General features: G+C 67.7%; 18 protein-coding genes. 9 read left to right on the top strand and 9 right to left on the bottom strand.

Going from position 1 to position 21959, the window contains the following annotated elements:
* Positions 1–131: 131 nt before the first annotated feature.
* Positions 132–1718: a bifunctional phosphoribosylaminoimidazolecarboxamide formyltransferase/IMP cyclohydrolase gene (purH, locus tag ACORQU_RS03885; RefSeq protein ID WP_491643565.1), complete on the bottom strand. Its 1587-nt coding sequence runs from the start codon at positions 1716–1718 to the stop codon at positions 132–134.
* A 287-nt stretch (positions 1719–2005) separates the two neighbouring features.
* Between purH and ACORQU_RS03880 the strand changes: the two genes are divergently transcribed.
* Positions 2006–2479 (top strand): hypothetical protein, encoded by a 474-nt coding sequence (locus ACORQU_RS03880; RefSeq protein WP_491643564.1) that lies wholly within the window; start codon positions 2006–2008, stop codon positions 2477–2479.
* Positions 2480–2518: 39 nt separating this feature from the next.
* On the opposite strand, the gene fis is transcribed toward ACORQU_RS03880, so the two are convergent.
* The 3 genes from fis to prmA form a co-directional block, all read right to left on the bottom strand.
* Positions 2519–2791 carry a DNA-binding transcriptional regulator Fis gene (gene fis / locus ACORQU_RS03875; RefSeq protein WP_271647063.1) on the bottom strand — a complete coding sequence of 91 codons (273 nt, stop codon included), beginning with the start codon at positions 2789–2791 and terminating at the stop codon, positions 2519–2521.
* 134 nt (positions 2792–2925) lie between these two features.
* On the bottom strand, positions 2926–3471 hold the full coding sequence (locus ACORQU_RS03870; protein ID WP_491643563.1) for a DUF3426 domain-containing protein: 546 nt from the start codon (positions 3469–3471) through the stop codon (positions 2926–2928).
* A 388-nt stretch (positions 3472–3859) separates the two neighbouring features.
* A complete protein-coding gene (gene prmA / locus ACORQU_RS03865; RefSeq protein ID WP_491643562.1) occupies positions 3860–4783 on the bottom strand; it encodes a 50S ribosomal protein L11 methyltransferase in 924 nt (307 codons plus the stop codon).
* 199 nt (positions 4784–4982) lie between these two features.
* Here prmA and ACORQU_RS03860 point away from each other — a divergent pair, with 199 nt between their 5' ends.
* Positions 4983–5915: a hypothetical protein gene (locus ACORQU_RS03860; RefSeq protein ID WP_491643561.1), complete on the top strand. Its 933-nt coding sequence runs from the start codon at positions 4983–4985 to the stop codon at positions 5913–5915.
* Positions 5912–6283, top strand: a complete 372-nt coding sequence (locus ACORQU_RS03855) for a hypothetical protein (RefSeq protein WP_491643560.1) — start codon at positions 5912–5914, stop codon at positions 6281–6283. Before ACORQU_RS03860 ends, ACORQU_RS03855 begins: the two co-directional genes overlap by 4 nt.
* 74 nt (positions 6284–6357) lie before the next feature.
* Here the strand turns inward: ACORQU_RS03855 and accC are convergent, their stop codons facing one another.
* The 5 genes from accC to ACORQU_RS03830 form a co-directional block, all read right to left on the bottom strand.
* A complete protein-coding gene (accC, locus tag ACORQU_RS03850) occupies positions 6358–7725 on the bottom strand; it encodes an acetyl-CoA carboxylase biotin carboxylase subunit (RefSeq protein WP_271647058.1) in 1368 nt (455 codons plus the stop codon).
* Between the two features lie 10 nt (positions 7726–7735).
* Positions 7736–8224, bottom strand: coding sequence for an acetyl-CoA carboxylase biotin carboxyl carrier protein (accB, locus tag ACORQU_RS03845; RefSeq protein WP_491643559.1), 489 nt, complete (start codon positions 8222–8224; stop codon positions 7736–7738).
* A gap of 249 nt (positions 8225–8473) precedes the next feature.
* A complete protein-coding gene (locus ACORQU_RS03840) occupies positions 8474–9103 on the bottom strand; it encodes a TlpA family protein disulfide reductase (protein WP_491643558.1) in 630 nt (209 codons plus the stop codon).
* Positions 9103–11358, bottom strand: coding sequence for a protein-disulfide reductase DsbD family protein (locus tag ACORQU_RS03835; RefSeq protein ID WP_491643557.1), 2256 nt, complete (start codon positions 11356–11358; stop codon positions 9103–9105). The genes ACORQU_RS03840 and ACORQU_RS03835 overlap by 1 nt, the downstream gene beginning before the upstream one ends.
* A gap of 90 nt (positions 11359–11448) precedes the next feature.
* Positions 11449–11868, bottom strand: coding sequence for a helix-turn-helix transcriptional regulator (locus tag ACORQU_RS03830; protein WP_491643556.1), 420 nt, complete (start codon positions 11866–11868; stop codon positions 11449–11451).
* A 614-nt stretch (positions 11869–12482) separates the two neighbouring features.
* Here ACORQU_RS03830 and groES point away from each other — a divergent pair.
* The 6 genes from groES (at position 12483) to ACORQU_RS03800 (ending at position 21837) form a co-directional block, all read left to right on the top strand.
* Entirely contained in the window at positions 12483–12773 is a 291-nt protein-coding gene (gene groES, locus ACORQU_RS03825; protein WP_271647053.1) for a co-chaperone GroES, read from the top strand.
* A 58-nt stretch (positions 12774–12831) separates the two neighbouring features.
* Positions 12832–14472: a chaperonin GroEL gene (gene groL, locus ACORQU_RS03820; RefSeq protein ID WP_271647052.1), complete on the top strand. Its 1641-nt coding sequence runs from the start codon at positions 12832–12834 to the stop codon at positions 14470–14472.
* Between the two features lie 315 nt (positions 14473–14787).
* Positions 14788–15861 carry a 3-deoxy-7-phosphoheptulonate synthase gene (locus tag ACORQU_RS03815; protein ID WP_491643555.1) on the top strand — a complete coding sequence of 358 codons (1074 nt, stop codon included), beginning with the start codon at positions 14788–14790 and terminating at the stop codon, positions 15859–15861.
* A gap of 66 nt (positions 15862–15927) precedes the next feature.
* Positions 15928–18117: a translocation/assembly module TamB domain-containing protein gene (locus ACORQU_RS03810; protein WP_491643554.1), complete on the top strand. Its 2190-nt coding sequence runs from the start codon at positions 15928–15930 to the stop codon at positions 18115–18117.
* Between the two features lie 271 nt (positions 18118–18388).
* On the top strand, positions 18389–19396 hold the full coding sequence (lipA, locus tag ACORQU_RS03805) for a lipoyl synthase (RefSeq protein WP_491643553.1): 1008 nt from the start codon (positions 18389–18391) through the stop codon (positions 19394–19396).
* Between the two features lie 230 nt (positions 19397–19626).
* A complete protein-coding gene (locus ACORQU_RS03800; protein ID WP_491643552.1) occupies positions 19627–21837 on the top strand; it encodes a carboxy terminal-processing peptidase in 2211 nt (736 codons plus the stop codon).
* The last annotated feature ends 122 nt before the right edge of the window (positions 21838–21959 follow it).

Genomic DNA, 21959 nt, shown 5'->3' with positions numbered 1-21959 from the left:
GTCTCCGAAAGTGGAGCCCCCTGAGTGAGGGGGCGATTCGCGCCTATGGCGCGAATGGGGGTGTGGAAACGCAAGGCCGGAGCCCGAAGTTTGCGCAGCGAACTTTGGGATTGATGCCGGCGCAGCCGGAATCAATGCCGGAAATGGCGCACGCCGGTGAACACCATCGCGATGCCATGCTCGTCGGCCGCGGCGATGACCTCGTTGTCGCGCATCGAACCACCGGGCTGGATCACCGCCTTGATGCCGGCTTCGGCGGCGGCGTCGATGCCGTCGCGGAACGGGAAGAACGCATCGGAAGCCATCACCGAGCCGGGCACGCCCAGCTTGGCGTCGGCGGCCTTGATCCCGGCGATGCGCGCCGAGTACACGCGGCTCATCTGCCCGGCACCCACGCCGATGGTGCGGTGGTCCTTGGCATAGACAATCGCGTTGGACTTGACGAACTTGGCCACCTTCCACGCGAACAGCAGGTCGGTGAACTGCGCCTCGGTCGGTGCCAGCCGGGTCACCAACTTGAGTTCGTCGCGGGTCACCACGCGGTCGTCGGCGGTCTGCATCAGCAGGCCCGAGCCGACGCGCTTGGTGTCGATGAAGTGCTGTGACGCCGGCGCCATCGGGATGCGCAGCACGCGCACGTTGGCCTTCTTCTTGGCGTATTCGAGCGCGCCTTCTTCATAGTCCGGCGCGATCAGGACTTCGACGAACTGGCGGTCCAGGATGACCTTGGCGGTAGCCGCATCCAGCTTGGTGTTGAAGGCGATGATGCCGCCGAAGGCGCTGGTCGGATCGGTGGCGTAGGCCAGCTCGTAGGCATCGCCGCAGGCCACGCCCACGGCCACGCCGCAGGGATTGGCGTGCTTGACGATGACGCAGGCCGGCGCGTCGAACTGTCGCACGCATTCCCAGGCCGCATCGCTGTCGGCGATGTTGTTGTAGCTCAGCTCCTTGCCCTGCAGCTGGGTGAAGGTCGCCAGCGAGCCCGGCGCCGGGTAGAGGTCGCGGTAGAACGCGGCCTGCTGGTGCGGGTTCTCGCCGTAGCGCAGGTCCATCACCTTTACGAAGCTGCCGTTGGCCTGCGCGGAGAACGCGCTGCGCGCCGGCACGTCTTGTGTCGTGTCGATCACGGTGGACAGATAGTTGCTGATCGCCGCGTCGTACTGGGCCACGCGGTTGAAGGCGGCCACCGACAGCGCGAAGCGCTTGGCGGCCGAGAGCTGCCCGTCATGGGCTTCGAGTTCGGCGAGCAGGTCGGCGTACTGGTCGGGCGAGGTCGCGACCGCGACCCGGGCGAAGTTCTTGGCCGCGCTGCGCAGCATCGCCGGGCCGCCGATGTCGATGTTTTCCACGGCGTCTTCGAGTCTGCAGTCGGCCTTGGCGGTGACCGCTTCGAACGGATACAGGTTGAGCACCAGCAGGTCGATGGCGCCGATGCCATGCTCGGCCATCACCGCGTCGTCGGTGCCGGCGCGACCGAGCAGGCCGCCATGCACCAGCGGGTGCAGGGTCTTGACCCGGCCATCCATCATTTCCGGAAAGCCGGTGACCTCCGAGACATCCTTGACCGGCAGGCCGGCCTCGCGGATCGCCTTGGCGGTGCCGCCAGTGGAGAGCAATTCGATGTTGCGGGCGGCCAGGGCCTTGGCCAACGCGACCAGACCGGTCTTGTCGGAGACGGACAACAGAGCCCGGCGCACGGGCAGGAAATCGGAAGACATGGGAGCGGAGGGTGACGGAGCGGCCGCATAGTGTAAGGCCCGTGCGAGCCGGGCCCGGCGAGGTGGCGCAGGCCCCGCCATGGCGGGAATGAGACGCAGGGCACGCGACGCGCACCGCGCCATGGCTTTTTGCGTGCGAAGCGCTAGGCTCGCGCGGAGTGGCGGCCGACCGGCCCGCTGCCAGGGGGAATGCGATGCCAGGACTCAACAAGCACAGCGCCGACCGGATCCAGGGGGCATCGTCTCAGGGTGCGCCATCGCCCCGGCCGGCGAGTCAATCGCTTGCCGTGCTGGCGTCCGCGCCGGCGCCTGCCGCCTCTCCCCAGGTCATGCTGGCCTGGCTGCGCTTGTCCGCACCGTTGCGCTCGCTGTCGGCGTTGCTGCTGGCCCTGGCCGCCGCGGCGCTGTTGTTGCCGTCGCTGGCCGGCGTGGCCACCTTGTCGGGGGCGGTGGGCTGGGCACTGGTGTTCAGCGCCGCGCTTGGGCTGATGCAGTTCGGCTGCGCGCTGGGGGTGCAGTTCGGGACCGACGTGGCCGGTGCCTTGTTTCGCGAAGCCATCCAGGCGCATGACGCGGTGGATGACGTGGCGCTGTCGGTGGACCTGATGCTGGCCGAGGTCGGCGGGACGCCTGAGCCCTTGCCGTTGCTGGTGGCGCCCTGGCCGCGTCTCAAGCGCTGGCTGTCCTGGCAGATGGCCTGTACCGGCCTGCAGGCGTTGTGCCTGGTGATGGCGTTGGTGCTGGTGGCAGGCGGCGCATAGCGGCCGATGCGCGATGCCCAAGGGCATTGCGACAGGGCTTCACGCCAGGCCGTAGTCCTTGAGCTTCTTGCGCAGAGTGGCGCGGTGGATGCCCAGCAGCGCGGCGGCGCGGCTCTGGTTGCCTTCGCAGTGATTGAGCACTTCGACGAACAGCGGGATTTCCATCTCGCGCAGGACGATCTCGTAGACATCGTCTGCATCGCAGCCGTTGAGGTCGCGCAGGTAACGACGCACCGACTGTGCAACGTGTTCGCGCAACGGCGACTTGGGCGTGCCACGACTGGAGTCCTGGCGGGTCGAAGCGGCGTTCAAGGCGTCCCCGGGATCTGGATGCAGCGGAGTGGAGGCCCGGCCAGCGATCGACGCTTGTGGCGGAACGCGGCGGGGGAGGGAGTCTAGCGCGTGGTCGCCCCACGCGCATCACCCAACTTCCAAATCTGTCGCATTCATTGAAAGTCGAACGCGAACGCGACGACGCCTCCGCGTGGTTCGTGCACCTGGACGGCGAGTTGGCCGCTCTGTCCTGGCGCAAGCGTTGTGCTTTGCTGATCCTTGTCCAGGTAATCATCGGGCACCAGGATCCGCGCGCCGGCCACGCGTCCATCGGCATCGGACAGGGACAGGCCGACCGATGGCCATTGCTGTGGCCATGCCGCGTCGTTGCGGAAGGTCGCACGGACCTGCAGGACGCCGGCACGCCCGGGCACGGGACGCACATCGCGCGCGAGCATCGTGTACGCCTGCGGGTCGTGCCAGGTGGGAAGCGTGCAGCGCAGCAGGCCACACATCGACGCCAACGCCGGTCGCCAACGTGCGTCCTGAGCCAGGCGCGAGGCGTTGGCGATCAACAGCTGCAGCCCCAGCAACAAGGTGAGCACGACCAGCGCGCCCCACTGCCACGCCGGCACGCGGCGCGGCGGCGGTCTGGTGCGTGCCCGGGTGAAGCTGGGCACGGTGGGCGCCGGTTCCGCCGTTGGCGGGGAAAGCGCCATCTCGTCGGTGCCTGCTTCAGGCGATGCCGTCGTGTGCGTCGCTGGCGCAGCTGGGTCCAGGGCAGGTGCGTTTTCGGTCGTGTCTTCGAAAGAAGCAGTTGGCACGGTCCCCCCGTGGTCGATGATGTTGGCCTGCGGCTCGGGGGAGGCCGCGGGTGGCGCCTGCACGCGCGGCGCAGGCACAGGTGAGGTGGCGTCGGTGTCTGGGCGCAGCAGGCTGGCCAGACTGGGACCACGGGCCGACTCGTGTGGAAGGGCATGCCCGCAGTGGGGGCAATGCGTTGGCGCCATGCCCGCTGTGGCAGCGAGCGGGTGCTGGCAGTGCGGGCAGAGGTCCGGCATCGGCGTATTCAACCATGGCCGCGCGCGTGGGCGACAGCCGGCTGACTCACGCGTCGCGACGCACGCCGTCGATCCGCATCCAGTCGTCCTGCCGGGTTGCACGCAAGTCGTCGAACCAGGCGGCGTAGCGCGTGAGCAGGGCGTCTTCCTGTCCGTGCAGGATGCCGCTCAAGGCGATGCGTCCGCCAGGCGCGACGCGCGCGGCCAGCGTCTCGGCCAGCGCATCCAGTGCCGAGGCCAGGATGTTGGCGACCACGACCGGATAGCGCTGCACCGGTTCGTCCTGCGGCAGGAACACCTGCAACCGGTCCTGGACGCCGTTGCGCTCGGCGTTGTCGTGCGTGGCCAGCAGTGCCTGCGGATCGTTGTCCACGCCGATGGCCTGGGCGGCGCCGAGTTTCAGCGCGGCCAGCGCCAGGATCCCCGAGCCGCAGCCGAAGTCGAGTACCGGCTGCCGCTCGAGCCGGCCCGCGGCGGCCAGCTCGTCCAGCCATGTCAGGCACAGCGCCGTGGTCGGGTGGGTGCCCGAGCCGAAGGCCAGACCGGGATCGAGCCGGACCACGGCGGCCGCCTGGTCCTGCGCCTCGTCCGGCAGTGCGTGGTTCCACGGCACGATGAAGGTCCGCGCGCCGAAGCGCATCGGCTGGAACTGGTCCAGCCAGGCGCGCTCCCAGTCCTGGTCTTCGACGGCGCGAAACGAGGCACCGGTCCAGTCCAGCCCGGGGTCGAAGGACTCCAGGGCCGCCAGCAGGACCAGGGCATCGGCCTCGGCGGGAAACAGCGCGGTGAGCACCAGCGCATTCCACAGCGGGGTCTCGCCCACGCCCGGCTCGAGGATCGCGCGCTCATTGCTGGTCTCGGCGTCGGCGTCGACCAGGGTCACCGACAGGGCGCCGACGTCCTCGAGTGCGTGCTCGTAACGGGGCTGCTGGGCCTCGGTGCAGGGGACGGAGAGTTCGAGGAAGGGCATGGCGCGGGTCGGTCGGCTTCGAGGAGCGGGCATCCTAGACGACTCGGCCATGGCGTGCCGGGTGTCGTGCAGCGCATCCCGGTCCAGCGCGAGCGCATCGACATGCGCGGCCGCGGGTGGCAGGCCCTGCGATAGAATGCCGCCTTCGCCATGGCGCGCCCTCGGGCCGGGCCGTGGCCACTTGGATCCCTCCGACCGCATGCCGCTCGCCCGCTCTCGTCTGCTGTGGTGGTTGTCGCTCCCGGCGCTCGCGCTGGCGGCGTTCGCGTGGCATGGGGGCGAGGGCCTGGGGGGGCGGGTCACGACACGCACTGCGCACCGCGATCCCCAGGTCGCAGACATCCCGGCAATGCGGGTGGGCGATGGATTCCTGACCGAGCGCAGCAATGCCTTGGCCGTGTCGACCAGTGCCTCGGGGTTCGACATCCAGCGCGATTTCTACCAGTACGCGCGCACCCTGGCCGGTGCCGCTGAACAGGGCGATGCACAGGCGGCCTGGACCCTCAGTCGCGTCTACGACTACTGCGCGGCCTATGCGCAGGATCCTTCGGGCTATGCGGCGGACAGCATGCGCCTGGAGGCCAGTACCGATGCCGGCGTGGCCGCCATGGTCCGCGCCCGGGCACGGGTAGCGCGACGCTGCGCCGGCTTCTCGCCCGCCGATGGACTGGGGGCGCAGGCGGTGCTGGACGAGCGCGTGCAGGCCGCGCGCGCGGGAAGTCTGGCCAGCGAGGCATCGCTGCTGGCGCTGGGCCGTCCGCTGCAGGACTCGGCCGACTATCGGCGTGGGCTGGTGCAGCGGGTACTGGCGTCGCGCGATCCGCAGGCTTTTGCCGCCATCGCGCCGGCGATGGGCGCGGCAGCCAACGGGGATGCGGCCTATCGCGGTTTCGTCGCTGGCGACCAGTTTGCGTTGTTGGCCTGGCAGCTTGCGGCATGCCGGCTTGGATTGGACTGTGGCGCGGACAGCGCGCTGATGACCGGCTACTGCGCCAATGCCGGGATCTGCTCGCGCGATGCCACGCAGAATTTTTCGAATTTCGTGTTCGATGCCGCCGTACCGGGGCAGGGAGCTGACAAGATGGATGAACTGGTGAACACCTTGATCCAGACCGAGGGGGAGACCTCATGAAGATCCGCCAGAGGTTGCACAAGGCGCGCCACTGGCTGTGGCCGGCATTGTTCGTGGCGTATTCGGCCACGGCGATCGGCGTGGTGGTCATCGATGCCTCGGACCTGCGCTATCAGCAGCTGTCGCAGGTGAAGCTGACCTCGGTGAAGCAGGAGCCGCAGGCGCGCCGCAATGGCGCCAGCCAGGTCGCCGCGGTGTACCGCGCGCAGAGCGGCATGCCGTTCTCCACGCTGCCGGCGGGCGCGACCTTCCAGATCGTGTGGCCCGATGGGTCGACCGAGACGATGATGATCGTCGACCCGACGTCCGTGGCCGGCACCGTGCCGGTGCCCGGGACCCAGCAGCCGGCGCCCGATCCGGCGCGGTAAGGGAATCCAACCGAGCAGGGCCGCGTCCGGGGAGGACGCGGCCCTGTCGTAAACCACCAGCGCCGAGGCGCCGATCAGGTCAGCGAGATCGACTTGGTCTTGCGTTCGGCCAGGCGCTTTTCCAGGTAGTGGATGTTCTGCCCACCGGCCTGGAAGCCCTTGTCGCGCATGATGCGCTGCTGCAGCGGGACGTTGGTCTTGATGCCTTCGACCACCGTCTCGTTGAGTGCCACCTGCATGCGTGCGATCGCGGTTGCGCGGTCCGGGCCGTGCACGATCAGCTTGCCGATCATCGAGTCGTAGTTCGGCGGCACGCGGTACCCCTCGTAGATATGGGTATCCACGCGCACGCCCGGGCCACCGGGCGGATGGAAGTGCTGGATCAGGCCCGGATGCGGCATGAAGGTTTCCGGATCTTCCGCATTGATGCGGCACTCGATGGCGTGACCGGTCAGCACCACGTCGCTCTGCTTGATCGACAGCTTCTGGCCGGCGGCGATCTTGAGCTGCTCGCATACCAGATCGATCCCGGTCACCAGCTCGGTCACCGGATGCTCGACCTGGATGCGGGTGTTCATCTCGATGAAGTAGAAGCGCCCGTCCTCGAACAGGAACTCGAAGGTGCCCGCGCCGCGGTAGCCGATGCGGATGCAGGCTTCCACGCACACCTTGCCGATCTGCTCGCGCAGTTCCGGCGTGATGCCCGGCGCGGGGGCTTCCTCGACCACCTTCTGGTGGCGGCGCTGCATCGAGCAATCGCGTTCGCCCAGGTGGATGGCGTTGCCCTGGCCGTCGGCCAGCACCTGGATCTCCACGTGGCGCGGATTCTCCAGGTACTTCTCCATGTAGACCTCGCCATTGCCGAAGGCCGCCTTGGCCTCGGCCTTGGTGGTCTCGATCGAGGACTTCAGCGCGGCTTCGGCATGGACCACGCGCATGCCGCGGCCGCCGCCGCCGCCGGAGGCCTTGATGATCACCGGGTAGCCGATCTCGCGGGCGATCTTGGTGTTGGCCACGATGTCATCGCCCAGCGGGCCGCCCGAGCCGGGCACGCACGGCACGCCGGCAGCCTTCATCGCGCGGATGGCTTCGACCTTGTCGCCCATCAGGCGGATGGTGTCGGCCTTGGGACCGATGAACACGAAGCCGGACTCCTCCACACGCTCGGCGAAGTCAGCGTTTTCCGACAGGAAGCCGTAGCCGGGGTGGATGGCCTGCGCGTCGGTGACCTCGGCCGCGGCGATCAGGGCCGGGACATTGAGGTAACTCTCGGTGGAGGGCGCCGGGCCGATGCAGACCGACTCGTCGGCCATGGCCACGTGCTTGAGGTTGCGGTCGACGGTGGAATGCACCGCGACCGTGCGGATGCCCAGGGTGTGACAGGCGCGCAGGATGCGCAGCGCGATCTCGCCCCGGTTGGCGATGACGACTTTATCCAGCATGGCCAGCGCCTTAGCCGATCACGAACAGCGGCTGGTCGAATTCGACCGGCTGGCCGCTCTCGCCCAGGATGGCGACCACGGTGCCCGACTGGTCGGCCTCGATCGGATTGAACATCTTCATCGCCTCGATGATGGCCAGGGTCTCGCCGGCCTTGACCTGCTGGCCGACGGTCACGAAGGCCGGCTTGTCCGGCGACGGGGAGGCATAGAAGGTGCCGACCATCGGCGAGCGCACTACATGGCCATCGGGCAGCCCGCTGGCGGCCTTGGCCGTGCCACCGGTGGAGGCCTCGGTGGGCGAGCTCATCGGCATCGGCTTGCCTTCGGCCTGCGCGGCGGCGGGGACGGCATAGGTCATCGGGGCCGCGGCCGGCGCAGCGAAGCTGCCCTGCGGGACGCGGGCCAGGCGGACGGATTCTTCGCCTTCCTTGATCTCGATTTCGGCGAGATTGGATTCTTCCAGCAGGTCGATGAGTTTCTTGATCTTGCGCAGGTCCATGAAAGGCCTCTGTGGTTATGCGTTGGTGCGAAAAATTGGAGCGACGGCGCGATGACCGGCGTGTGGAAACGGGCGTGTCCGGTCGGGTGCGGTGATGTCGGGGCGGCCGACGGTGCGGCGCGTGGGCAAGCGATGTGCTGCCGGAGGCATCGACCGGGACGGCGGGTGGATCATCAAGCGCTCCGCGAAGAAGGCGGCAGTCTGGAGGAAGCCGGCAATGCTGTCCAGTTCGCCGAACTTTTCAGTGATTTAATCGCGCGTTTGAATTTGCCCGGGCGATGTCGCCGTAGCGCCGACCCAGCTGGAAAGCGCACCGTCGGCGAACGGACCGACCTGCTGGTTGAGGATCCGGCCGTCGCGCCCGACCAGCACGCTGTAGGGCAGGACGCCGGCCCGGTTGCCCAGCCACACGCTTGCGTCGGCGGGGCCCGGCGTGTCTAGCACGATGGGGTAGCGCACCGCGACGCGCTCCAGGAACGCGCGCACCGCCTCGGGCCGGTCCAGGGCCAGGCCGACCACCTGAACACCGTGGGCGTCCTGGCTGCGGGCAAAACGGTCCAGTTCGGGCATTTCCTTGATGCACGGCGCGCACCAGCTGGCCCACACGTTGATCAGCAGCGGGCGGCCCGGTGCCAGCTCGCGCAGGTTGACGGGCCGGCCCTCCAGATCGGGCAGGCGCAGGGAAGGCATCGGGTCGCCGCGCCGCGCGGGCGTCACGCCCGGCGGTGGCGCCGGAGCGCTGGCGTCCAGTGCCGCCTGCAGGGCACGCTGACCGGTGTCGGTGCGATGCCAGCCGGCCTGTGTCCACACGCCAGCCGCGATGCCGGCCACGCCAGCGACCACCGCCACCATCAGCAAGCGGGCGCCGGGGCGGGCCATCAAGGGGCCGAAGCGCGCTTCAGGGCGTCCTGGACCAGGGCCGGGGTCAGCACGGTCGGCAGCACTTCGCCCTCGCCCCCGCCGCGCGGGAACACCACGTAGAGCGGGACGCCCACGGCGTGATGGGCCTGCAGGAAGGCGGTGATCTGCGGGTCGACATTGGTCCAGTCGCCACGCATCAACACGGCGTCGGCCTGCTGCATGGCCTGGCGGAAGGCGTCCCGATCGAGCACGGCTTTCTCATTGGCCTTGCAGGTCACGCACCAGTCGGCGGTCATGTCCACGAACACGACCTTGCCCTGCGTGCGCAGTTCGGCCAGCCGGTCCGGCGAGAAGGTCTCCACGCCATCGGCTGCGCCGGCGGTCTCCCGGGCCGGCGGCGCGACGCGGTGCAGCAGCGCCAGCGGCACGATCGAGGCCAGCACGATCGCCACCGCCAGCGTGCGGCGCAGCGGCGCGGTCTGGAAGCGCACGCGCTCAAACGCCCACAGGCCCAGCGCCAGCACCACCAGCCCGGCCAGCGCCAGTGCGACCGCATCCACGCCGCGCTGCTGGCCCAGGACCCACAGCATCCACACCGCGGTCAGGTACATGGGGAAGGCCAGGACCTGCTTGAGCGTTTCCATCCAGGCCCCTGGACGCGGCAGGCGTGCCGCGAGCGCCGGCACCAGGCCGATCAGCAGGAAGGGCAGCGCCATTCCCAGGCCCAGTGCGGCGAACACCGCCAGCGCCAGCGGCAGGGGCGCGGCGAAGGCAAAGGCCAGCGCTGTGCCCATGAACGGCGCCGTGCACGGGCTGGCCACGACCACGGCCAGCACGCCGGTGAAGAAATCCCCGCCCAGGCCGCCACGCTCGGTCAATCCGCGGCCGGTGCCGGCCAGGCCATAGCCCACCGCGAACACGCCCGACAGGCTCAGGCCCACGGCGAACATCACATAGACCAGCGCGCCAATCACCAGCGGCTGCTGCAGCTGGAAGCCCCAACCCAGGGCCTGTCCGGTGGCGCGCAGCCCCAGTGCAATACCGCCGATCAGCAGGAAGCTCAACATGACGCCAGCGGCGTAGCTCAGCGCGCTGGCCCGGGCGTGGGCGTGGCCGCGGCCGCCTTCGGCCAGCGACAGCGCCTTGAGCGACAGGACGGGCAGGACGCAAGGCATCACATTGAGGATCAGTCCGCCCAGCAACGCGGCCAGCAAGGCCAGCAGCCAGGTCGAGGCGCCGCCGCTTTGTTGGGCGCGCGCCAGCACGTCCGGTGGCGGCGTCGAGCGGGGGACTTCAGCCGGCGTCGCTGGGCCGGCATCGCCCTCGAGGGGGATGGGCGCGGCCTGCTGCAGGGCGGCGCGCTCGGCGGCAGGGGTGACCGCGCCGGCCGGGATCGACAGGTCCACCGAGCGGGTCATCGGTGGATAGCAGATGCCATTGGTCTGGCACCCCTGGAAGATGACGTGGAGCGTGGCCTTGGCAGCCTCGGGGCGCGTGCGCAGGACCGGCACGGGAACCTCGACCTGATCGAAGTACACCGTGACATCGCCAAAGTGCTCGTCGTGATGTGCCTGGCCGGCCGGCCAGGTCGGCCGGCCGAGCTCCAGCGCGTCGCTACCGGTCAGCGACAGCGAGGTGCGGTCGCGATACAGGTAATACCCCTTGGCCGGGGTGAAGCGCAGCAGCAGCTGATTGCCATCGTAGGCGATGGCTTCGAATCCGAAAGCCTGCGCCTCGGGCAGCGGCGCGGCATCGGTAGCGCCGGCGACGCCAGGCGTGGTGCCGAGCAGGGAGCTCGTGCGCTTTGCGCCCAGACCCAGGCCGCTGCCGGCATTGCCGGCGGCGGCATGCACCGGGACCTGCAGCGTGCGCGATTGCGGGGGGTAGCACACCCCGGCGTCGGCGCAGCCCTGGTAGCGCACCGTCAGCGCCACCGTGCCGTCGCTGGAGGCCTGACCGGGGAGCAGGGCGTCCAGTTGCGTGCGATAGGTCTCCACCGGGCCGAAGAACTCGTCGGTGTGCTTGTCACCGTCCGGCAGCTGCAGCGCGCCGGCCTGGAAGCCCGCGCCCTCGGCGGACACCGAGGTGCGGTGACGGTAGAGGTAGTAGCCCTTGGCGATCTTCCAATGGACGGCGATGCCCTGGTCGGTGGCATCGGCGCGGAGCACGAAGGCCTGATCGACGGGGAGCAGGCTGGCCGGATCGGCGGCTGTGGCGGACAGGGTCGGAAGCAGCAGGGCCAGCACGCCGGCCAGACGAAGGATCAGTGACATGGCGCGCAGCTTAGCGGAGCGGCGGCTCCGCGAGCGCCACCAGACGGGCAATGCGCTGTTGCATCCAGGCGCCTGTCGCCGCGCGCGAGGTCAGCTGCGCGATTCGCTCGTGCGGCCAGCGCCGCGCGGCCGCACCCGACCGGTGCGCTGCGAGGCCAGGGTTTCCATGACTTCCAGCAATGACAGGCGTGCTTTGAGCGGCGCTTCGCGGAAGGCGCGCACCAGGCGGAACTCCAATGGATCTTCCACCAGGATCGCCTCGGCGGTGGCGATCGAATCCAGTTCCACCTCGCGCGAAAGCGTCATGCCGCCGCGTCCGGTCGCCAGCCATTCGAACTGCGTGCCGGTCGCCAGGGCGACCTCGCGCAAGTGGGACACGCTGGGGCTCTTTCCCTTCGGTGACTCCCAGTGGCTGACTGCGCTTCGCTGCACCCCCACCGCTTCTGCCAACTGACTTTGCGAAAGTCCCGCAAGGCGACGTGCCATGCGGATTCGCTCGGGTGCATCCATCAAACCTCTCCGTGGCGATCGCCATCCAGAAACTTTTGTGACCATAGCCAAACGTTGAAAGGAGCGGAATGGAAATTGACAACAATACTAACGTGGTGACCAAAAATAGGCATACGTTGTCCGCTATTGGTCACCCTTTGCCTGCCAGTTCCAATCAGCACGGCGTGTGTAGGGATTCATGACCCCGCAGGTCACTAGTCAAGCCGGGTTTTGCGTGAGTTCAGGCTTTGCGCCGCGTGTCAGGGGTTGGTATCTCTATGTCCGTCGGCACGGAAGCCGGCACAGACAGGACGTCGGCGGGGGGAGTTGGCGCAAGTCAGGACTCGACGGATAGGAATCCCTTACCATTCCCTTGAAGAGCACGCATGCCGCACATGCGTGCTCTTCTTTTATGTGCGCCGTACGCGCAAGCCTCGCGTTTCTGCCTTGCTCGATTGAAAAAATCTGCGGCGCCGGCCTTGAAAGGGCGTCGCGACCGCCCAATCTGCCCAGTCAGCCCCTCGCATCCTTGCCGATGCCGGGTTTTTGTCGCCAGCGCTGCTGGCACTCGCTACGGCAGAGTGCTAACATCGCCGGCCATTTCCTAGTCCAATCAATCACTTAAGAGGATTGACATGAGCAACATCAAGCCGCTGTTCGACCGTGTGGTCATCAAGCGTATGGAAGAAGAAAAGCTGTCCGCGGGCGGCATCGTGATTCCGGACTCGGCCACCGAGAAGCCGATCAAGGGCGAAGTCGTCGCCGTCGGCGCCGGCAAGACCCTGGACAACGGCAGCGTGCGCGCGCCGCAGGTCAAGGTGGGCGACAAGGTCCTGTTCGGCAAGTACAGCGGCACGGAAGTGAAGCTGGACGGCACCGACTACCTGGTGGTGAAGGAAGACGACATCTTCGCGACCCTGGGCTGAGTCCGGCGCGTCATTCCCGTTTCCCAATCATTCGCATTAGACATCCGAGGTAATAGCAATGGCTGCCAAAGACATTCGTTTCGGTGAAGACGCTCGCTCGCGCATGGTGCGCGGCGTGAACGTGCTCGCCAATGCCGTCAAGGCCACCCTGGGCCCGAAGGGCCGCAACGTCGTGCTCGAGAAGAGCTACGGCGCCCCGACGATCACCAAGGACGGCGTGTCCGTCGCCAAGGAGATCGAACTGGCCGACAAGTTCGAGAACATGGGCGCGCAGATGGTCAAGGAAGTCGCTTCCAAGACCTCCGACAACGCCGGTGACGGCACCACCACCGCCACCGTGCTGGCCCAGGCTTTCATTCGCGAAGGCATGAAGGCCGTCGCCGCCGGCATGAACCCGATGGACCTCAAGCGCGGCATCGACAAGGCCGTGACCGCCGCCGTCGCCGAGCTGAAGAACATCTCCAAGCCCACCGCCGACGACAAGGCCATCGCCCAGGTCGGCACGATCTCGGCCAACTCGGACGAGTCGATCGGCAACATCATTGCCGAAGCCATGAAGAAGGTCGGCAAGGAAGGCGTGATCACCGTCGAGGAAGGCTCGGGCCTGGAGAACGAGCTGGACGTGGTCGAGGGCATGCAGTTCGATCGCGGCTACCTGTCGCCGTACTTCATCAACAACCAGCAGAGCCAGTCGGCCGACCTGGACGACCCGTTCATCCTGCTGCACGACAAGAAGATCTCCAACGTCCGTGACCTGCTGCCCGTGCTGGAAGGCGTGGCCAAGGCCGGCAAGCCGCTGCTGATCGTCGCCGAGGAAGTCGAAGGCGAGGCGCTGGCGACCCTGGTGGTCAACACCATCCGCGGCATCGTCAAGGTCGTGGCCGTCAAGGCCCCGGGCTTCGGCGACCGTCGCAAGGCGATGCTGGAAGACATGGCCGTGCTGACCGGCGGCACCGTGATCTCCGAGGAAGTGGGCCTGTCGCTGGAGAAGGCCACGATCAAGGATCTGGGCCGCGCCAAGAAGGTGCAGGTCACCAAGGAAAACAGCACCATCATCGACGGCGCTGGCGACACCTCGGCCATCGAGTCGCGCATCAAGCAGATCAAGGCGCAGATCGAGGAGACCTCCTCGGACTACGACCGCGAGAAGCTGCAGGAGCGCGTGGCCAAGCTGGCCGGCGGTGTGGCCGTGATCAAGGTCGGTGCCTCGACCGAGATCGAGATGAAGGAAAAGAAGGCGCGCGTCGAAGACGCCCTGCACGCCACGCGCGCTGCGGTGGAAGAAGGCGTGGTCCCGGGCGGTGGCGTCGCGCTGATCCGCGCCAAGGCCAACCTGGGCGAGATCAAGGGCATCAACGAAGACCAGAACCACGGCATCGAGATCGCCCTGCGCGCCATGGAAGCCCCACTGCGCGAGATCGTCACCAACGCCGGTGAAGAGCCCTCCGTGATCGTTAACAAGGTCAAGGAAGGTTCGGGCAACTTCGGCTACAACGCCGCCAACGGCGAGTTCGGCGACATGGTCGAGTTCGGCATCCTGGATCCGACCAAGGTGACCCGCACCGCGCTGCAGAACGCCGCTTCGATCGCCGGTCTGATGATCACCACCGAAGCGATGGTGGCCGATAGCCCGAAGAAGGAAGAGCCGGCGATGCCGCCGGGCGGTGGCATGGGCGACATGGGCGGCATGGGCTTCTAAGCCCGCCGCGCAGCCTGGCTGCTGCTGCATGAAAGAAGCCCCGCCTCGGCGGGGCTTCTTTTTTTGCGCAGGACCCGGTGAGTTGCCGATGAAACATTCGCACACGCTCAAAAGTCGTGTTATCAATGCTGCCCATGAACGCACACCGCGCCCGCTATTACTTTTGGTTTCCGACGCCCACGGCGGAGGAAGGAGCGCGTTCACCCTGAAGAGACCCTTCAGACGCATCCCGAAAGCCGCCAGCGACACTGGCGGCTTTTTTGTTGCCAGTCCGCTCCACCGCAATCCACGCCGTACCCGACACGAGATACCAAGATGGCCCCGCTCACTTCCGACCTGCGCATCCGCAAAATCGAGCCGTTGCATACGCCCGCCGAGCTGATCGCCGAATTCCCCTGCGACGACGTCGCCTCCGATACCGTGGCCGCCGCCCGCACCGCACTGCACGAGATCCTGCATGGGCGTGACGATCGCCTGGCGGTGGTGATCGGGCCATGCTCGATCCATGATCCGGCCGCTGCCCTGGAATATGCGCGTCGCCTGCGCCCGCTGCGCGATGCGCTGGGCGGCGAACTGGAAATCATCATGCGTGTGTATTTCGAGAAGCCGCGCACCACGGTGGGCTGGAAGGGTCTGATCAACGATCCGCGCCTGGATGGCAGCTTCCGCATCAACGAAGGCCTGGCCACCGCGCGCAATCTGCTGCGTCAGATCAACCTGTTGGGGTTGCCGGCCGGTTGCGAATACCTGGACGTGATTTCCCCGCAGTACATTTCCGACCTGGTGGCCTGGGGCGCGATCGGTGCGCGCACCACCGAAAGCCAGATCCACCGCGAGATGGCCAGCGGCCTGTCCTGCCCGGTGGGCTTCAAGAACGGCACCAGCGGCGATGTGAAGATCGCCGTGGACGCGGTGGGCGCGGCCTCGCATCCGCATCATTTCCTGGCCGTCACCAAGGACGGGCAGTCGGCGATCGCCTCGACCACCGGCAACCCGGATTGCCACGTCATTCTGCGCGGCGGCAAGGTGCCCAACTATGACGCGGCCAGCGTGCAGGCGGCCAGCGAGGTGCTGGAGAAGAACGGCCTGGCACCGCGGCTGATGGTCGATGCCAGCCACGCCAACAGCAGCAAGAAGCCGGAGAACCAGCCCAGGGTGATCGACGATATCGCCGGCCAGCTTGAGGCCGGTGAGCGCCGCATCGTCGGGGTGATGGTCGAAAGCCACCTGGTGGCCGGGCGTCAGGACCTGGTCGACGGACAGTCGCTGACCTACGGCCAGAGCATCACCGACGGCTGTATCGGCTGGGACGATTCGGTCGCCGTCCTCGAGCGCCTGGCCGTGGCGGTGAAGGCACGTCGCGCGCGCAAGGTCTCGCAGGCCGCCTGAGCGTTTGGCCGGGGCGCTGCGGGCGAGGACACGCAGTGCACAGGGGCATCGGGCATCCTGCACCCGATGGATCGTCCGATACAGGCGGCTTCGCACCGTCCCGTCCCGCGCTGGTTGCGCCGCATCGCCCTGGCGTTGCTGGCGCTGTACGTGCTCTACCTGCTCGCCGGCAACCTGTTCCTCAATACCGCCCTGGGCCCCTGGAGCGTCAACCGCAAGCCGGACAAATTCGCCATGCACTGGGGTCCGGCGCTGACCTGGTGGCCCGGTGAGGTGGTGCTGTGGAAGGTCTCCATGCGCGGCCACGTCGGCCGCACGGTGTGGTCGATCCAGGCCGCGCGTGCCAGCGGGCATGTGTCGCTGCTCAATCTGCTGCACAAGGAGGTCTATGTGCCGCGGGTGCGCGCCGATGAGGTGACCGGCCGGGTCGAACATGTCGCGCAGGAAATGCCGCCACCACCGGTGCGCCCGGGCGGCTGGCTGCTGAATTTCCCGGCGATCACCAGCGACAGCATCCGCGGCGGACAGGTGGGCGCGCTGGACGTTCAGGGGCAGGGCAGGGCAAAGGTCGGGTTCACCAAGCGCCTGCGCGGCGGTCCGGCCGAACTCCTCGCTTCCACCGCCCATTTCGAGCAACTGCGGCTGGCGCGTGACCAAGTGGCCTTGCTGCAGGACGCCTCCCTGAAGGCGGACTTCGGGATGACACCGGTCGCCCGCTCGCAGGCAAAAGGCGCGCAGAAGCTGCGCTACACGCGGATCGCGGTGACCGTGGAGGGCGCGACCCCGGCCCTATCCGCGCGCCAGACCGACACCGGGCGCCTGGCGCTCACCCTGCAGCCGGGACAGGGGCATGTGCAGGGCAGCCTTGCGCTGGAGCAAGCGGCGCTGGCTTCCGGTGGTGTCCTGTCCTGGCGCATGCCGGTGACCCTCATCGACCTCCAGGGAAAGTCGCATCGCAGCACCCTGGCCGCGCAGCTTTCGGTCGATCGCGACCTGCATCTGAAGGCGACGCTGCCGCCCCAGCCCGACGGTGTGCTGGCCATCGACGCGGACCTGCGCGCCGATGGGACCCAGATTCCCCTGGACAACTTCCGGACCTTGTTGCCGCGCACCTCGGGGCGGGTCACCGGCCAGTGGCAGTTCAGTTCGCTGAAGTGGATCACCGCCCTGTTTATCGACGTGCCGTGGCTGTCGCTGCAGGGCGCCGGGCGGGTGCAGGGCGATGTCACCCTGGATCACGGGGTGCTGGCCCCGGGCAGTCGGCTGGAGATTCCCCACATCGACGCGCGCACGGACGTGCTGGGGCAGCGGATCACCGGCACGGCCAGCGCCAAGGCGGCGCTGACCGAGGAGGCCGACGGGCGCAAGCGCTCGCGCGTGGATGTGCGCATGACCGAGTTCAGCGTGGCCGCCCTGGATGCCTTGTCGCGGCCCTACATCCGCGGCGACGACCTGCGCCTGCGGACCGAAAGCGACCCGGACCTGGCCAAGGCCCGGCAATCGCTCAAGGCGCGGCTGGACTTTACCGATGCGCGGGTGCCGGACCTGCGCGCGTACAACCGCTTTTTGCCCAACGATCACATGCGGTTCGATGACGGCGCCGGCACGCTGAGCGGGACCCTGGCGCTGGATGCTTCGGGCAACGCCGCAAGTGGCCGGGTGCGCGTGGCGGGCCGGCATGCTCAGGTCACGGCCGCCGGGCTGGCGCTGCGCGCCGACGTGGACGTCGACCTGCGCCTCAAGCGCGCCGACCTGGCGCGCCAGCGCTTCGAGGTCGATGGCAGCCAGGTGGCCCTGCGCAACGTCAGCTTCACCCAGCGCAGCAATGCCCGCGCCGGCTGGTGGGCACAGGTGGACCTGCCGCGCGCGCGGTTGGATGTCGATGATGGGCGGCTGTCGGTTGCAGGCCAGGTGCAGACCCGGATGAAGGACGTGGGCTTTCTGCTGGACCTGTTCTCGCAGGACCACGATTACCCCAAGTGGATGGTCAAGCTGGTCGATGCCGGCACGGTGCAGGCCAAGGCAAAAGTGCGGTGGCGGCGCGATGCGCTGGTCCTGGACCAGATCGATGCCAGCAACGATCGATTCGATCTGGTCGGCCGCTTCCGCCTGCGCGACCAGCGCCAGGCCGAAGGGGATCTCTACGCGCGCTGGGGCGTGCTGGGTACCGCCGTCGAACTGCGCGATGGGCAACACGAATTCCATGTGCTTGGCGCCAAGCGCTGGTACGAGGCCCAACCGGCCTACCTGCCATAGCGGGCGTTCAGTTTCAGCCGCAATTTGTTTTGCAGTGCAGCGTGCATTGTCCGAAAAGCGGGCGCAGGATTGACCCGCATCCCGACGTGGGGGAGGGAGCAGGCCCGCAACTGGTGAAAGCCATTGCGGGCTTTTTATTGCCCGTCGTTCGCCCGTTGCGGCCACGGCGGCCTGCCGCCGCGGTTCAAGCCCGCACCTCTGGCATCGCTGCGTTCCGCTCGACGGGACGCCGGCGGGCCCATCGCCAGAGGGCAGGCGATAGAATGACCGGATGGATACCACCACTCCCCGCCAGATCCCGCTGCAGGTCGTGACGGCCGCGCCGACCGCTCCGCTGGAAGCCGGCTCCAAGCAGCTCGGTGGCGACAAGATCGGCAGGTCGCCGGTCCAGTTCGCCGACGCGCCGGCGCTGCGCAAGCCCTCCTGGATCCGCGTCCGGATTCCCTCCGGCAACGCGGTCGCCAACCTCAAGGCCAAGCTGCGCGAGAACCGCCTGGTGACCGTCTGCGAGGAAGCCAGCTGCCCGAACATCCACGAGTGCTTCGGCCACGGCACGGCAACCTTCATGATCCTAGGCGAGGTCTGCACCCGGCGCTGCTCGTTCTGCGACGTGGCCCACGGCCGGCCCAAGCCGCCCGATGCCAATGAGCCGGCCAGCCTGGGCAATACCGTGGCCGACATGGGCCTGAAGTACGTCGTGGTCACCAGCGTGGACCGCGACGACCTGCGCGATGGCGGTGCCCAGCATTTCGTCGACTGCATCACCGCGATCCGCGAGCGCTCGCCGGGCACGCGCATCGAGGTCCTGACCCCGGATTTCCGCGGCAAGGGCCGGATGGAGCGCGCGCTGGAGATCCTGGCGCAGAACCCGCCGGACGTGTTCAACCACAACATCGAGACCGTCCCGGACCTGTATCGCAACGTGCGTCCCGGTGCCGACTACCAGTGGTCGCTGACGCTGTTGAAGAATTTCAAGGCGCAGCATCCGGACATCCCTACCAAGTCCGGCATCATGCTGGGCCTGGGCGAAACGTTCGAACAGATCCAGGCCACGATGCGCGATCTGCGCGCGCACGATGTGGACATGATCACCATCGGTCAGTATCTGCAGCCCACCGCGCACCACCATCCGGTCCTGCACTACTGGACGCCTGAGGACTACAAGGCGCTGGAGCGCTACGGCTACGAGCTGGGCTTCAGCCACGTCGCCTCCGGTCCGATGGTGCGCTCGTCCTACCACGCCGACCAGCAGGCCATGGGTGCGGGTGTCGCCGGCTGAGCGTGCCGATGTGCTCCCGCTGCGTGATCTTGACGCCGCCGGCCCCGAGGTCCGGCGGCGTTTTGGTTCGAGGCCCTTGCGCAGGTCTCGTTCACGTTTCGCTACCAATGCCCCGCTAGGCTGGAATCGCAGGTGACAGTGCGCGCAACTTTCGGCACTGTGACGTTGTCGATACGTCCAGCCACTCCCCATACACGTCACAGTCGGCGTCCGCGCCGCGAGTCCACTGAATGAAAGCCAAGCTCTCCTACACCCTGTTGGCCCTCGCCCTGACGGTTCCCGCCGTGCTCATCGCGCAGGCCGACACCGCCAAACCGGCAGCCCCCACCGACACCAGCGTGGTGCCGATGGGCCCCACGGCCGACCAGCAGACCACCTCCAAGCTGGTGTATGGACTGCTTTCGGACAGCCGCTACGCCTACCGGCCGCGGCAGCTGGACGATGCGCTCTCGGCGGACATCTACAAGCGCTATCTGGACGCGCTGGATGGCAGCAAGCAGTTCTTCACCGCGCAGGACATCCAGGGCTTCATGCCCTACGAGACCAAGCTGGACGACGCCATCAAGAGCGGCCAGCTGGCGCCGGCGTACGACATCTTCGCTGTGTACCGCAAGCGCGTCGCCGAGCGCGTCGCCTACGCGCGCAATCTGGTCAAGCACCAGAACTTTGATTTCAACACCGACGCGCGTTGGTACTACGACCGCGAGAAGGCGCCGTGGGCGGCCAACGGCAAGGAGCTGGATGACATCTGGTACAAGTCGGTGATGAACGACTGGCTTCGCCTGAAGCTGGCCGGCAAGAAGCCCGATGCCATCGCCCAGACCCTGGACAAGCGCTACGCCAACATCCAGCGCAGCGTGGACGAGCTGGATAGCGAGGACGTCTTCCAGTCTTTCATGAACGCCTATACCTCGGCGATCGACCCGCATACCGATTACTTCACGCCCAAGACCGCCGAGAACTTCAACCAGCAGATGTCGCTGTCCCTGGAGGGCATCGGCGCGGTGCTACAGCGCCAGGACGACACCGTGGTGATCCGCGAAATCGTCCCCGGCGGCCCGGCCGACCTGTCCAAGAAGCTGCAGCCTGGCTCGCGCATCGTCGGCGTGGGGCAGGGCAGCGATGGTGCGATCACCGACGTGATCGGCTGGCGCACCGACGACGTGGTCGACCTGATCCGCGGCAAGAAGGGCACTCGCGTGCGCCTGGAGTTCATCCCGCCCGAGGGCGGCCTGGACGGCGCACACAGCATGGTCACCATCGTGCGCGACAAGGTGAAGCTGGCCGAGCAGGCCGCCAAGAGCGAGATCATGACCCTGCCGGCCAGCGGCGATGAGCCCGAGCGCCGCATCGGCGTGGTCAAGCTGCCGGCGTTCTATCAGGACTTCGAGGGGCGTCGTCGCGATCCGAATAACTACACCTCGGCCACGCGCGACGTGCGCAAGCTGCTGGATGGCTTCAAGAAGCAGCACCTCGACGGCGTGGTGATGGACCTGCGCAACAACGGCGGCGGTTCGCTGGACGAGGCGGTCGACCTGACCGGCCTGTTCATCGACCAGGGCCCGGTGGTCCAGGTGCGTGAATCCGGCGGCCGGGTCTCGGTCAGCGGCGATACCACCCCGGGCGTGTCCTGGGATGGTCCGCTGGCGGTGCTGATCAACCGTGGGTCGGCCTCGGCCTCGGAAATCTTCGCCGGCGCCATCCAGGACTACGGTCGTGGCCTGGTGATTGGCGAGACCAGCTTCGGCAAGGGCACCGTGCAGAACCTGATCGACCTGGACCGGTGGCCGGCCAATGAAGGCGGGCAGCGCTTCGGCCAGCTGAAGTTGACCATCGCCCAGTTCTTCCGGGTGGCCGGTGGCAGCACCCAGCACAAGGGCGTGGTGCCGGACATCGCCTTCCCGGTGACGGTGGATGCGACCGAATACGGCGAGGACACCTACGACAACGCTTTGCCGTGGACCAAGATCGCCCCGGTCCAGCACACCCAGTACGGCAATTTCGCGCCGATCCTGCCCAAGCTGGAAGCCATGCACGACACCCGGGTCAAGACCGACAAGGAGTACCAGTGGTGGTCCGAGGACGTGGCGACCTTCCGCGCCGAGGCAGCCAAGAAGTACGTTTCGCTCAACGAGGCCGATCGCCGTGGCGAGCGCGACAAGCAGCAGACCCAGCGCAAGGAGCGCCAGGAAGAGCGCAAGAAGCTTGGCCTGCCGCTGGACCCGCTGGCCGGCGACCTGGCCGATGACGGCTTGGGTGCCAGCGAGCGCGACATCGTCAAGGATGCCCAGCGCGAGAAGCTGGCCGATGAGCGTCCGGACCCGCTGCTGCATGAGTCGGCTGCGATCCTGGGAGACGCCATCCAGGTCCTGGATCAGGACCAGAAGCTGTCGGCCGTGGTCCTGCCCGAGTCCACTGCGCCGGGCAGCTGGGCCGACTGAGCCTCGCATACCGCAAGCACGTCACGACGGGCGCCTGAGGGCGCCCGTCGTGCGTTGGGGTTCCCGAAGTGGTGGTGCAGTCGTGCAACGCCACTTTCCAGCTGTCCTGGCCTTGCGCGCCG

The organism is Pseudoxanthomonas sp. JC1303 (genome assembly GCF_058448525.1).
This window is presented reverse-complemented; position numbering and strand designations above follow the sequence as displayed.

What these genes read in the sequence shown, in the direction of transcription:
- ACORQU_RS03800 (WP_491643552.1), top strand. Translation starts at nt 19,627, where the DNA reads ATGAAAGCCAAGCTCTCCTACACCCTGTTGGCCCTCGCCCTGACGGTT.
- groL (WP_271647052.1), top strand. Translation starts at nt 12,832, where the DNA reads ATGGCTGCCAAAGACATTCGTTTCGGTGAAGACGCTCGCTCGCGCATG.
- lipA (WP_491643553.1), top strand. Translation starts at nt 18,389, where the DNA reads ATGGATACCACCACTCCCCGCCAGATCCCGCTGCAGGTCGTGACGGCC.
- ACORQU_RS03860 (WP_491643561.1), top strand. Translation starts at nt 4,983, where the DNA reads ATGCCGCTCGCCCGCTCTCGTCTGCTGTGGTGGTTGTCGCTCCCGGCG.
- ACORQU_RS03810 (WP_491643554.1), top strand. Translation starts at nt 15,928, where the DNA reads ATGGATCGTCCGATACAGGCGGCTTCGCACCGTCCCGTCCCGCGCTGG.
- groES (WP_271647053.1), top strand. Translation starts at nt 12,483, where the DNA reads ATGAGCAACATCAAGCCGCTGTTCGACCGTGTGGTCATCAAGCGTATG.
- prmA (WP_491643562.1), bottom strand. Translation starts at nt 4,783, where the DNA reads ATGCCCTTCCTCGAACTCTCCGTCCCCTGCACCGAGGCCCAGCAGCCC.
- accB (WP_491643559.1), bottom strand. Translation starts at nt 8,224, where the DNA reads ATGGACCTGCGCAAGATCAAGAAACTCATCGACCTGCTGGAAGAATCC.
- ACORQU_RS03815 (WP_491643555.1), top strand. Translation starts at nt 14,788, where the DNA reads ATGGCCCCGCTCACTTCCGACCTGCGCATCCGCAAAATCGAGCCGTTG.
- ACORQU_RS03855 (WP_491643560.1), top strand. Translation starts at nt 5,912, where the DNA reads ATGAAGATCCGCCAGAGGTTGCACAAGGCGCGCCACTGGCTGTGGCCG.
- ACORQU_RS03835 (WP_491643557.1), bottom strand. Translation starts at nt 11,358, where the DNA reads ATGTCACTGATCCTTCGTCTGGCCGGCGTGCTGGCCCTGCTGCTTCCG.
- ACORQU_RS03870 (WP_491643563.1), bottom strand. Translation starts at nt 3,471, where the DNA reads ATGGCGCTTTCCCCGCCAACGGCGGAACCGGCGCCCACCGTGCCCAGC.
- ACORQU_RS03830 (WP_491643556.1), bottom strand. Translation starts at nt 11,868, where the DNA reads ATGGATGCACCCGAGCGAATCCGCATGGCACGTCGCCTTGCGGGACTT.
- purH (WP_491643565.1), bottom strand. Translation starts at nt 1,718, where the DNA reads ATGTCTTCCGATTTCCTGCCCGTGCGCCGGGCTCTGTTGTCCGTCTCC.
- ACORQU_RS03840 (WP_491643558.1), bottom strand. Translation starts at nt 9,103, where the DNA reads ATGGCCCGCCCCGGCGCCCGCTTGCTGATGGTGGCGGTGGTCGCTGGC.
- accC (WP_271647058.1), bottom strand. Translation starts at nt 7,725, where the DNA reads ATGCTGGATAAAGTCGTCATCGCCAACCGGGGCGAGATCGCGCTGCGC.